Source organism: Pseudomonas fluorescens, from assembly GCF_000730425.1.
GTDB lineage: Bacteria > Pseudomonadota > Gammaproteobacteria > Pseudomonadales > Pseudomonadaceae > Aquipseudomonas > Aquipseudomonas fluorescens_X.
The window spans coordinates 3704163-3716154 of sequence record NZ_CP008896.1 but is presented as its reverse complement, the minus strand read 5'-3'; the positions used below and the strand labels follow the sequence as shown (position 1 = coordinate 3716154).

Here is an 11992-nt window from a genome sequence, read left to right as displayed (position 1 = left end):
GTGGCGGATCAGGGTGCCATGCCAGTTTTGATTCACTTGACCATGCGTCCTTGTCGGCTGTTAAGTCTGGATAGGGCTGGCTCAGCCTTTGGTGGAAAACCGATAGCCGGTACCGCGCACGGTTTGTACCAGATTCTCGTAGGCATCGCCCAAGGCTTTGCGCAGGCGGCGGATATGCACGTCCACGGTGCGTTCCTCGACATACACGTTGCCGCCCCACACCTGGTCCAGCAGTTGCCCACGGGTGTAGGCGCGTTCCTGGTGGGTCATGAAGAACTGCAGCAGGCGGTATTCGGTAGGGCCCATCTCGGCAGGCTTGCCATCGATGGTCACGCGATGGCTGATCGGGTCCAGCAGCAGGCCGCCGACTTCAATCGGGGCCTCGCCATCGGTCGGGCCGGCGCGGCGCAGTACGGCCTTCAGGCGAGCGACCAGTTCCCGTGGGGAAAATGGCTTGGTGATGTAGTCATCGGCACCGACTTCCAGACCCTGGATCTTGTTGTCCTCTTCGCCCTTGGCGGTGAGCATGATGATCGGGATATCCCCGGTCAGCTCATCGCGCTTGAGGCGCCGGGCCAACTCGATGCCGGAGGTGCCGGGCAGCATCCAGTCCAGCAGGATCAGGTCCGGCTTGCGGTCGACGATAATGGCGTGGGCCTGCTGGGAGTTCTCTGCCTCCAGGCAGTCATAGCCGGCCATTTCCAACGCAACGGCGATCATTTCGCGAATGGGCGCTTCGTCGTCAACGATCAGAATGCTCCTGCCAACCATGCTAAGTCCTCTTGTCATTTAACTGTCTTGCGCCGCATTAGATAACGGAATTATTGCAGTCGTGTGACAGTATTTTACTGGCATGCGCAATCAGTCGGGTCCTGAACTACGCTTTGAGTCCGAATCCTGACAACCGCAAAAGGAAGGCTCCGATGACTCAACGTATTTTTTCCTGGAAAGCCCTGCTGGTCACGACGGCGTTGACGCTGCCCGCACTGGCGTTTGCGGCAGAGCCAGCAATGACTAAAGACGGGATGTTGGTGGATCACAAGGGCATGACGCTCTACACCTTCGCCAAGGATGCGGGCGGCAAGTCCAAGTGCAATGACAAGTGCGCCGCCAACTGGCCGCCGTTGAAGGCCGAGTCCACCGATAAGTCGATGGGCGAATGGACTGTTATCACCCGTGACGACAACACCAGCCAATGGGCCTATGACGGCAAGCCGCTGTACACCTTCATTGCCGACAAGAAGGCTGGCGATGCGACCGGTGACGGCAAAATGGATGGCGCCTGGAAGATCGCCAAGCCCTGAGCTCCCTTGTAGGAGCCGGCTTGCCGGCGATGAGGCCAACGGCCCTGCGGTGGTTTCATAGCCGCCATCGCCGGCAAGCCGGCTCCTACACGGTACAGGGCGTTATCGAAAGGCGTAGTCAGCCACAATGCCGACAAAAATCGCCAACCCGGCCCAATGGTTGTGCAAAAACGCCTTGAAGCACTTCATCCGGTCCCGATCCCGGGTGTACCAGAACTCCCAGGCAAAACACCCGGCTGCCGCCACCAATCCCAGGTGGAACCAGGCGCCCAGCTCGAAGCGCGAACCTGCCAGCAACAGGCAGAGCAGCGCCAGCCCTTGCAAGGTGAGGATGATGATCCGGTCGGCATCGCCAAACAGGATCGCGGTGGATTTGACGCCGATCTTCAGATCGTCATCGCGGTCGGTCATCGCGTAATAGGTGTCGTAGGCCACTGTCCACAGCAGGTTGGCGATGTACAGCAACCACGCAATGGCCGGCAGGCTGCCGGTCTCGGCAGTAAACGCCATGGGCATGCCCCAGGAAAACGCCGCGCCCAGCACCACTTGGGGGTAATAGGTGTAGCGCTTCATGAACGGATAGCTGACGGCCAGCGCCAGACCGCCCAGGGACAGCCAGATGGTGGCGGCGTTGGTCAGCAGCACCAGCAGGAAACTGATGGCCATCAGCACCGCAAAGAACACCAGGGCCTCTTTGGAACTGATCCTGCCGCTCGCCAGCGGGCGTTGCGCAGTGCGTTTTACGTGGCCGTCGACCTTGCGGTCGGCCCAGTCATTGATCACGCAGCCGGCGGCCCGGGTCAGGGTCACGCCGAGGACAAAAATCACGATATTGCTCAACGAAGGCGAGCCCTTGCCGGCAATCCACAGCGCCCACAGGGTGGGCCACAGCAACAGGTAGATGCCGATGGGCTTGTCCATCCGTGTCAGTTGCACGAAGTCCCAGGCCCTTGGGTTCAGATGGTTCAGGGATTGGAGCAGGCGCTGGTACATCAGCAATTCTCCGCAGATTGATGCACGGCTTGCCACAGGCTCGGCAGGAACACTTCCGCCACCAGGACACTCAACGCCCCGCGATCAAAGCGCGAGCGCCGTGCCCACAAACCACTGGCCTGATTCGCCGTCGGCAGCCAGGCGCGTGGGTAGTGGCAGACTTCGATGGCCTGACGGGTGAAGGCCTGGTCACAAAACAGCAACTCACCCAGGGAGCGACTGCCCAACGCATCCATCTGCAAACCGTCTCCCTGCAAGGCACTGCGCGCCGCGACGCTGCGGGCGAACACCCAGGCCTGGCCATGACCGCGCAAATACACCTCGCGTACCCAGCCAATACTGGCCGCTGGGAGGTCGAGGGCGGCGCATTCGTCATCTCGCAGGGGCTGCCAGCCTTCGTACACGGGCGTGACACTGAAACCATCGTGGGACAGGTGTGTCAGGCGGCGGGTCAGGGAGCCCTCATCGAACAGCCAGTCGAGGGCAGGAGGCGCGGGCAGGGGGCGCAGAAGGCTCTGGTTCAGCCATTGGCAGGCATCGGGAACAGCAATCGAATGCGGCACGGGGAGTCATTATTGGCAGTTAATGAGGCGCCGAGCTTACCATGGCAGCCTGGATTGTTGCCGGGGTGCGCCGGGACATTGGGTCGAACGTGCTTGCATCTGGGCGCCCCGATCAGTACAAAACGCCCTGAGCCGGACGGCAATGCTGGATCTATCGACTGTCGGCCAGTACGCCTGGACCCTGAGGAAGCAAGTAATGAAGAAGTGGCAATGTGTAGTCTGTGGCCTGATCTATGACGAGAAGGATGGTTGGCCGGATGACGGGATCGCCCCAGGCACTCTGTGGCAGGACGTTCCGGAAGACTGGCTGTGCCCGGACTGCGGCGTCGGCAAAATGGATTTCGAAATGATCGAAATCGGTTGATTCGCTGAATTTAAGAAACGTACTACAAGGAGAATGGAATGAGCGTACCTGTCGTGATCATCGGTACAGGTTTGGCCGGTTACAACCTGGCCCGGGAGTTTCGCAAGCTCGATAGCGAAACCCCGCTGTTGCTGATCACCGCCGATGACGGGCGTTCCTACTCCAAGCCCATGCTCTCCACCGGCTTTGGCAAAAACAAGGATGCCGATGGCCTGAGCATGGCGACTCCTGGCGCCATGGCCGAGCAACTCAAGGCTGAGGTGCGCACCCATACCCGAATCAGTGGGATCGACCCTGGCCACAAGCGCCTGTGGATCGGCGAGGAGGCGGTGGCCTATCGCGACCTGATCCTCGCCTGGGGGGCCCAGACCGTGCAGGTGCCCATCGAGGGCGATGCCGCTGAACTGATTTTCCCGATCAACGACCTGGAAGACTACGCGCGCTTTCGCCACGCCGCCGCTGGCAAGCGCCGCGTGCTGCTGCTGGGGGTTGGCCTGATCGGCTGCGAATTTGCCAACGACCTGATTCTTGGCGGCTACACCATCGACCTGGTGGCGCCGTGCGAGCAAGTCATGCCGACCCTGCTGCACCCGGCGGCGGCTGCAGCGGTGCAGGCCGGGCTGGAAGGCCTGGGCGCGCGTTTCCACCTGGGGCCGGTGCTCAATCGGCTGCAGCGCACGGCTGAAGGCCTGGAAGCCCACCTGTCCGATGGCACGGTGATCGAATGCGACCTGGTGGTGTCTGCCATCGGCCTGCGTCCCCGGGTGGACCTGGCGGCCGCAGCCGGCCTGCAAGTCAACCGCGGGATCATGGTCGACCGCCACCTCAAGACCTCCCACGCCAATATCTACGCCCTGGGCGACTGCGCTGAGGTCGATGGCTTGAACCTGCTGTACGTCATGCCACTGATGAGCTGTGCTCGCGCCCTGGCCCAGACCCTGGCGGGCAACGCTACGGCGGTCAACTACGGGCCGATGCCGGTCACCGTGAAAACCCCGGCATGCCCGCTGGTGGTCTCGCCACCGCCACGGGGCACTGAAGGCGTGTGGAGCGTCGAAGGGCAGGGTGGCGACATCAAGGCCTTGTGCCGCGATGCCAGTGGACGCCTGCTGGGCTATGCGCTGACCGGCACCGCGGTCATGGAAAAACTGGCCCTGAACAAGGAACTTCCGCCACTGCTGGCGTAAACAGCGGTCGTTCTGTCGGAATAAGCACCGGTTTGGCCCTAGAAAGGTCGCTGCGAGACTGGCGCAGGCACCAATGGCATGCCATCCTCACTCCCGTCTGCCGCAGAGTAGAGCCTGCGGCGCCTTGGCGCTGCTCCAGCAGAGAGCAGCACGGACATAACAACAAAAAACCGTCAAAGAGGCTTCACCTATGCGTAAACCAGAACTCGCAGCCGCCATTGCAGAAAAAGCAGACCTGACCAAAGAACAGGCCAATCGCGTCCTCAACGCCGTTCTTGAAGAAATCACTGGCGCCTTGCACCGCAAGGACAGCGTCACCCTGGTTGGTTTCGGCACCTTCCTGCAACGCCACCGTGGCGCCCGCACCGGCAAAAACCCGCAAACCGGCGAGCCGGTGAAAATCAAGGCGAGCAACACCGTGGCGTTCAAACCGGGCAAGTCGCTTAAGGAAACTCTGAAAAAGACTTCCAAATCTGGTGAGATACGGCTGTCCCACGAACTGAACGGTTGAGCCCCGATGAAGCAAATGTCTTTCGCTGATGCCGAGTACGCAGGCAAACGTAAGCAGACCCGCCGTGAGCGTTTCCTGATTGAGATGGATCAGGTCGTGCCCTGGAAAGGCCTGATTGCGTTGATCGAGCCGCATTATCCGAAGGGTGAAGGCGGTCGTCCGGCGTATCCGTTGATGGCCATGCTGCGGGTTCATCTGATGCAAAACTGGTTCGGCTACAGCGATCCGGCGATGGAAGAGTCCCTCTACGAAACCACGATTCTGCGCCAGTTTGCCGGGCTGCATTTGGATCGGATTCCGGATGAAACCACGATCCTCAACTTCCGCCGGCTGTTGGAAAAACATGAGCTGGCCGGTGGGATTTTGCAGGTCATCAACGGCTATTTGGGCGACCGAGGTTTGCTGCTGCGTCAGGGAACTGTGGTCGATGCGACGATCATTCATGCGCCCAGTTCGACCAAGAACAAGGACGGTAAACGCGACCCCGAAATGCACCAGACAAAGAAAGGAAATCAGTACTATTTCGGGATGAAATCGCACATCGGTGTCGATGTTGAATCCGGTCTGGTACATAGCGTGGTGGGCACGGCGGCGAATGTGGCGGACGTGACTCAGGTCGATCAGTTGCTGCATGGCGAGGAAACTTACGTCTCTGGCGATGCCGGTTACACCGGCGTGGAGAAGCGTGCGGAGCATCAACATCGCCAGATGATCTGGTCGATCGCAGCGCGCCCCAGCAGCTATAAGAAGCATGCAAAAAAGAGCCTGATCGGTCGCATGCGCCGCAAAATCGAATACGCGAAAGCTCAAGTCCGGGCCAAGGTTGAGCATCCATTCAGGGTGATCAAGCGCCAGTTTGGTTATACGAAAGTCCGCTTCCGAGGCTTGGTGAAAAACACCGCGCAGCAGACCACACTGTTTGCCTTATCGAACCTGTGGATGATGCGAAAACGACTGTTGAATGCAGGCGAGGTGCGCCTGTGATGTGGACAATGAGCCCTGAAAAGGTGCTATTCCGCAAAAAACAGTGAACTGACAGGAGGAAAGGTCTGATTTTCGATTAAGTCGGTGTTTTTTGAACCTCAGACAGCGAGGCCGTTAAAAACGGCTGCTTACTTCAGACCTTCCTTAAAGACAGCGTCAACCCGTAAGTAAGCGCGGCACCGTCTCGAAGGGAGGCGGGGAGGTATGAAAAATGGGCACGCCGACTGGTTCGGGTGCCCATTTTTATTGGGCGTGTCTTGAAGTTTTGTCGTAATTTAAACGGAACTAATTATTGCTATATATCAAACGGTTTAGTGTTGTGTGCGGATGGCCGCATGTTGGGTTTATGAATCTTAACTACGGTCCAGGTTTTCGATGATTTATTTCACGACTTTAGCTATTAGGGTTGGAACTGTTTTTTGTGTAGTGCCACTTAACGGCGAGACTGCAGGGAGCTCTCTCTAAAACTATATTAGTTAAAGGTGAGAACGTATGAAGTTATCCAGTCAATCCGATGCTTTACTGAATTTGCCTTATGTAAAACCCGATGTGCAGACGCAACAACTGCCCGTGCCCGCGGGACTAATAAGTGATCCACCAGTAGGGATGCATCCGGATGATCAGGCGACAAAGGCGTTTAAGTATCCGCCGGGAAGTGACCATGAGCGTTACAAGCGTGGGACTTTGAGGAAGGGCGGTTTTAGAGGCCAAAAATCAGGTCGAAAGTCGGACTCAAAAACAAACCAAAAGTCGGACTCAAAAACAAACCAAAAGTCGGACTCAAAAACAAACCAAAAGCCGGACTCAAAACCAAACCAAAAGCCGAACCTTCCCATCAGAAACAACGGAAGTGCTCAACAGGCCTCCAAGGACTTGGTCACCTTAGGTCAATTGGCTGAACGTGACGCTTTTCCGATTCGATCCTCGATCGGGGCGACTGCCCGTGAGTCGCTGGTCGGAGCGGGTGTCCGCGGGCTGGTCAATATTCCGTTCACCGCAGCTGAATATGCAGTTTCTACTGCGGTCTCCGAAAGGATCAAGGCGCAGTCCGAAATGCCCGGTGCTACAAAGCGTAATGCGGACGGTACGACAGGCACGGTCAATCCGGCCGCGACGGCCCAGCAAAAAACGGCCGCCCGCCTGGAAGACGCCGAAATAAAGTTGGAACTACTCGCCAACCAAATCATCTCGATCAACTCAGGGCCAAATGCGCAGGCTGTTGCTAAAAGCCCCGATGCGTCAACTACTGACAGTGCACGTTTGGAGTATATTGAAAAGACGCAGGATGCTGCAGAGAAACAAATACAAGATATCGCAAAGCGCTACGATATAATTTACAGACCTTATGTCGCCCTGGCGACAACGGAAGAGATGACTACCGAGAGTCGCCTGGATGCTATCGAAAAGCGCTACGCAAGCATGAATAAAGTTATCAATACCTTGGTGGTTCTGAAGCAGAACGAGGCTGAAACAACGGATTGAAGTCTCAGCACCTTGAAAGCTGAGAAATATTAAAAATGGGCACGCCGATGCGGTCGGGTGCCCACTTTTTTGGGTCGTATCATCAGGTGCTCGTCGGTGTACACCAGCGTTTCGCCACCTTCGGGATGGAGGCGGATTTCGACGCAGACTTCATACGGTACGCTCCACCCCTTGGCGAACAACGCGCCACCGACTTCAACAAAAGCGCCTCCGACATCGACCGCAGCACCGTGTACGCCAAGGCGTCCCAACAGTGCTATCAGAGCGCGTTCACCAAGCTTGTGGCCGACCGCAAGGCCAGCGAAGACCTGAACAACTTCATCCAGGCTTACGAGAAAGATCTGCAACAGGTGGGTGTGCAGCGTATAAGGCAAGTTGTTGCTATAAGCGGCAAACGCCAGCCGATCTCCTGCTAACGCGGGAGATCGGTAGCGTTGCGCGCACAAATCGTTAAACTGCTGCGGCCACCCAATAACTACACTGAGGCCGTGTGCATGAAATTTCGTTTTCTTCTGTGGGTGCTGGGCCTGATGATGGCCAAAGCCAGCCGCAACAACCCCGCGTTCCAACAACAGTTGGGTGACAAGGACCTGGCGTTCCAGCTGCAGACCCTCGACGGCAAGGTTGCCCGTCACTTCATCGTCAAAGACCAGCGCATCACCAGCCGCTCGGGCGTCCACCCGGAGCCTGCGTTTGCCATCGCCTTCAAAGACGCCGCCTACGGCTTCGCCACGATGCAGGCGAAGAACAAGCAACTGGCGTTCATGACGGGGATTCAGGACAAGTCGATCCAGATCAAGGGCAACCCGGCCCTGGTGATGTGGTTCCAGGGTTTGACCAAGTATCTGAAGCCGAAGAAAAAGAAGGCCTGAAGCTGTTCAGTCAGACCGAGCTGCACTCATCGCCGGCAAGCCGGTTCCTACAATAGCAATCCTGTAGGAGCCGGCTTGCCGGCGATAGCAGCACAACAGGTGCCGGGTTTATCCCTGGCTGAACTGTGACGCCAATTCGCGCAACAACACCTCGGCATCCAACACCTTGCTCACCACATCCTCCGCCTTGTCCCGGCTCAGGCCCAGACGCTCCAGCAGCTCGTCCGGGATCTCGGCTTGCGGCCCGGAGCCTATCCCGCGCCCGCGCAACAGACGCACCGCCAGGCACACCAGGTTCGGGTATTCGGCGTATTGGCCGTCGTAGCTCGGGTCGTGCTGGAAGCGCAGGGCCGTGGACAGCTCTTGCGGCATATCCCAGTAACGCATCAACCAGGCACCGATCTGCTCGCGACTGATCCCCAGCAAGTGTTGTTCGATGTAGCTGTGGCACAGGTGCGGGTTGACCTCCAGGTGCCGGCAGATCAGCGAGAAATGTGGCGGGAAGACATGGGCCAGCAACAGATAGCCAAAGTTGTGCAGCAGGCCCGCCAAGTAGGTCAGGCCGGCTTCCGGGCGCTGCGTGCGCGGCATGGCGCGGGTCAGGCCTTCGATCACTGCCGCGGTGTAGATCGACTGGTGCCAGTAGGGCGTGGCCTGTTGCGGATGGTCCTTGGGCAGGCTCAGGGTCTTGCCCAGCGCCAGGCCCAAGGCCAGGTTGATCACCAGGTCGAAGCCCAGCACGCGCACAATCGCATCTTCCACCGAGCGGATCTTGCCCGGCGAGGCGTAGTACGGTGAAGCCGCCCAGCTCACCACTTGTGCGGCCAGGGCCGGGTCGGTCTCGACCACGCCGGTGATGTCATCGATGGTCGCGTTAGGGTCAACCCGGAGCTTGATGATCTTCTGCGCGGTATCGGCCAGCGGCGGGATTTCGATGGTGGCTTCCAGGCGTTGCTGAATGCGGCGGGCGGTAAACGCCTGCATCGCCTGGGAGATCTCGTCGCGGTCGTCGTTGGGGCGGTCGAAGTTGGGCCGGATACTGCTCAAGGGCTCGCCGAAATTGGCGGCACTGGCTTTGCTCAGCATACGTTTGAAGTCTTCACTGGCGATCTCCAGCAACACCGTGGCTTCGCCCGAATGCACCAGCAGGGTCGGTTCGCGCAGCAGGCTTTCTTCGTACAGGCACGGCGAGCTGGTCAGCGGCGGCAGGCCGGGCAGCAGGCTCAGGCTGTGTTTGCCGAGCATGCGTTCCAGGCGTTCCGGCGATACGGCGGTCAGGTTGCGGCCGGTCAGTTCGGTAAGGCGGTTGAGATCCAGCAACTGGCTCTGGGGAAACAGCACCATCAGCGCACCTACCGCGTCATCGAGCAGCACTGCTTGAACCTTTCGGGCCGGGTTCAGGCCTGGGTGTTCGGTGACTTGCGTGTAGCTGATGGCAAGTTTTGCGAGCAGGTCCCGAATGACCGAGGGGGCGCTCGGCGGGGCTGTGGCGTGGGCAACTTCTGACATGGCCGGATCCAATTTCTTACATTTGTTTGGAGTATAACCAGCTTGGTCCGGCTGAGGGGGGTCTAACTGTGGTTTGTGATGGTGTTGGCTCTAAGGCCTGTAATGGCGTTTCGGGCGCTATCGCCGGCGAAGGCGGTCTGTCAGACCTGGCCGTATTGCTGGCCGTGGCGCAGCCAGCGATCCAGCAGCGGGCTGACGTGGTGCGGCCAGCGCTCCAGCAGGGCCTGGGCAGCGTCGCGCACGGCGGGCAACAGATCGGCATCGCGCATCAGGTCGGCCACCTTGAATTGCAGCAATCCGGTCTGGCGGGTGCCGAGCATCTCGCCAGGGCCACGTAACTCCAGATCCTTTTCGGCAATCACAAAGCCATCGTTGGTCTCGCGCATGATCCCCAGGCGCTGGCGGCCAATCTGCGACAACGGCGGATGGTAGAGCAGTACGCAGTGGCTGGCGGCACTGCCCCGGCCAACACGGCCGCGTAGTTGGTGCAGTTGCGCCAGGCCCAGGCGCTCGGGGTTTTCGATGATCATCAAGCTGGCGTTGGGCACATCCACGCCGACTTCGATCACTGTAGTCGCCACCAGCAATTGCAGATTGCCAGCCTTGAACTCGGCCATCACCGCGGCCTTTTCTGCAGGCTTCATGCGACCGTGAATCAGCCCGACCTTGAGTTCGCCCAAGGCGCTGGTGAGGTCTTCGTAGGTGGTTTCGGCGGCCTGGCAGGTCAGTTCTTCCGACTCTTCGATCAGTGTGCACACCCAATAGGCCTGGCGTCCTTGCGCGCAGGCGTCGCGTACCCGTTCGATCACTTCGACCCGTCGGGTGTCGGTGACCAGCACGGTGTTGACCGGGGTGCGGCCGGGCGGCAGTTCATCGAGAATCGAGGTGTCGAGGTCGGCGTAGGCACTCATGGCCAGTGTGCGCGGGATCGGTGTGGCGGTCATGATCAACTGGTGCGGGTTCATCCGCCCGCCCACGCCTTTTTCGCGCAGGGCCAGACGTTGTTGCACACCGAAACGGTGCTGCTCGTCGATGATCACCAGGGCCAGGTTCTTGAATTTCACTTCGTCCTGGAACAGCGCGTGGGTGCCCACCACCATCGGTGCGCCGGCGGCGATCTGTTCCAGGGCGGCGCTGCGGTTCTTGCCCTTGAGCTTGCCCGCCAGCCACGCCACGTCCAGGCCCAGGGGTTCGAGCCAGCGCTTGAAGGTGATGAAGTGCTGTTCGGCGAGGATCTCGGTCGGTGCCATCAAGGCCACTTGATAACCGGCCTCCAGGGCCTGTAGCGCGGCCAGGGCGGCGACCACCGTCTTGCCGGCGCCGACATCGCCCTGGATCAGGCGCAACATTGGTTCTTTCTGGCTCAGGTCGTAGGCGATTTCATTGCCCACCCGTTGCTGCGCGCCGGTCGGCGCAAAGCCGAGGTTGGCCAGGTATTGTGCGGGCAGGCGCGTGGCCTTGGGCATGGCCGGCGCACGCAGGGAACGCATGCTTTCGCGCAGGCGCTGCTGGGACAGTTGGTGGGTCAGCAACTCCTCAAAGGCCAGGCGATGCTGGGCCCAATGATGACCCAGGGCCAGTTCATCGACATCGGCATCGGCCGGTGGGTGGTGCAGGTAGCGGATCGCATCATCCAGCGGTGCTAACTGGTAGTCGCGGGCCAGCTCTTGCGGCAGCCAGTCGGGCAGACTCTGGGGGCCGAGCAGGGTCAGGGTCTGCATGCACAACTGGCGCAGGCGCTGTTGCGTCAGGCCTTCGGTGAGCGGGTAGATGGGGGTGAGTGTGGTGTCTACCGGCGGCGGTTCGTCGCCGGTAATGGCACGGTACTCAGGGTGGTAGATTTCCAGGCCCGAGGCTCCCGGCCGTGCTTCACCGTAGCAACGCACGCGGGTGCCGCGCTTGAGGCCTTCCTTTTGCGCGTTGCTGAAGTGATAGAAGCGCAGGCTCAGGCCACCAGTGCCGTCCTGCAGGCGCACCACCAGGCTGCGCCGCTTGCCCATCACCACATCGGCACCGCTGACGGTGCCTTCGACCACGGCATCCTGCCCAGGGCGCAGATGGCCGATGGGCACGACGCGGGTGCGGTCCTGATAGCGCAGGGGCAGGTGAAAGAGCACGTCCTGGAGGTTTTCCAGGCCAACCTTGGCCAGTTTCTCGGCCATGGCCTCACCGACACCCTTGAGTGCCGTCACCGACACCTGTGACAGCTCAGTCATACGCTTA

Annotated in this window: 12 protein-coding genes and 1 pseudogene; 8 read left to right on the top strand and 5 right to left on the bottom strand. The window is 59.8% G+C overall.

Annotated elements, in window-relative coordinates; translation table 11 throughout:
* Positions 1-81: 81 nt before the first annotated feature.
* Positions 82-771 carry a phosphate regulon transcriptional regulator PhoB gene (gene phoB / locus HZ99_RS16720; RefSeq protein ID WP_003176964.1) on the bottom strand — a complete coding sequence of 230 codons (690 nt, stop codon included), beginning with the start codon at positions 769-771 and terminating at the stop codon, positions 82-84.
* A gap of 152 nt (positions 772-923) precedes the next feature.
* On the opposite strand from phoB, the gene HZ99_RS16715 reads away from it, so the two are divergent.
* Positions 924-1304: a hypothetical protein gene (locus tag HZ99_RS16715; RefSeq protein ID WP_038444515.1), complete on the top strand. Its 381-nt coding sequence runs from the start codon at positions 924-926 to the stop codon at positions 1302-1304.
* Positions 1305-1406: 102 nt separating this feature from the next.
* Here the strand turns inward: HZ99_RS16715 and ubiA are convergent, their stop codons facing one another.
* Both ubiA and HZ99_RS16705 read right to left on the bottom strand, forming a co-directional pair.
* Entirely contained in the window at positions 1407-2297 is an 891-nt protein-coding gene (gene ubiA / locus HZ99_RS16710) for a 4-hydroxybenzoate octaprenyltransferase (RefSeq protein WP_038444513.1), read from the bottom strand.
* Positions 2297-2860, bottom strand: a complete 564-nt coding sequence (locus tag HZ99_RS16705; RefSeq protein WP_038444511.1) for a chorismate--pyruvate lyase family protein — start codon at positions 2858-2860, stop codon at positions 2297-2299. The genes ubiA and HZ99_RS16705 overlap by 1 nt, the downstream gene beginning before the upstream one ends.
* 196 nt (positions 2861-3056) lie before the next feature.
* Between HZ99_RS16705 and HZ99_RS16700 the strand changes: the two genes are divergently transcribed.
* From HZ99_RS16700 to HZ99_RS16670, 7 genes and pseudogenes are all read left to right on the top strand, one after another.
* A complete protein-coding gene (locus HZ99_RS16700) occupies positions 3057-3224 on the top strand; it encodes a rubredoxin (protein WP_003213373.1) in 168 nt (55 codons plus the stop codon).
* 38 nt (positions 3225-3262) lie between these two features.
* Positions 3263-4411 (top strand): NAD(P)/FAD-dependent oxidoreductase, encoded by a 1149-nt coding sequence (locus tag HZ99_RS16695; RefSeq protein ID WP_038444509.1) that lies wholly within the window; start codon positions 3263-3265, stop codon positions 4409-4411.
* A gap of 190 nt (positions 4412-4601) precedes the next feature.
* Complete coding sequence (locus HZ99_RS16690) at positions 4602-4922, top strand: HU family DNA-binding protein (protein WP_051903173.1); 321 nt, start codon at positions 4602-4604, stop codon at positions 4920-4922.
* Between the two features lie 6 nt (positions 4923-4928).
* Positions 4929-5906 (top strand): IS5 family transposase, encoded by a 978-nt coding sequence (locus HZ99_RS16685; protein WP_033902000.1) that lies wholly within the window; start codon positions 4929-4931, stop codon positions 5904-5906.
* A 492-nt stretch (positions 5907-6398) separates the two neighbouring features.
* Complete coding sequence (locus tag HZ99_RS29255) at positions 6399-7388, top strand: hypothetical protein (protein WP_235205527.1); 990 nt, start codon at positions 6399-6401, stop codon at positions 7386-7388.
* Positions 7389-7573: 185 nt separating this feature from the next.
* Positions 7574-7795: pseudogene (locus HZ99_RS27895) on the top strand (type VI secretion-associated lipoprotein TagQ); the annotation flags it as partial.
* An 87-nt stretch (positions 7796-7882) separates the two neighbouring features.
* A complete protein-coding gene (locus HZ99_RS16670) occupies positions 7883-8260 on the top strand; it encodes a hypothetical protein (protein ID WP_029289848.1) in 378 nt (125 codons plus the stop codon).
* Between the two features lie 108 nt (positions 8261-8368).
* Here HZ99_RS16670 and HZ99_RS16665 read toward each other — a convergent pair whose 3' ends face one another.
* Positions 8369-9769: an aminoacyl-tRNA deacylase and HDOD domain-containing protein gene (locus HZ99_RS16665; RefSeq protein WP_038444505.1), complete on the bottom strand. Its 1401-nt coding sequence runs from the start codon at positions 9767-9769 to the stop codon at positions 8369-8371.
* A 140-nt stretch (positions 9770-9909) separates the two neighbouring features.
* Complete coding sequence (recG, locus tag HZ99_RS16660; protein WP_038444504.1) at positions 9910-11985, bottom strand: ATP-dependent DNA helicase RecG; 2076 nt, start codon at positions 11983-11985, stop codon at positions 9910-9912.
* Between the last annotated feature and the right edge of the window lie 7 nt (positions 11986-11992).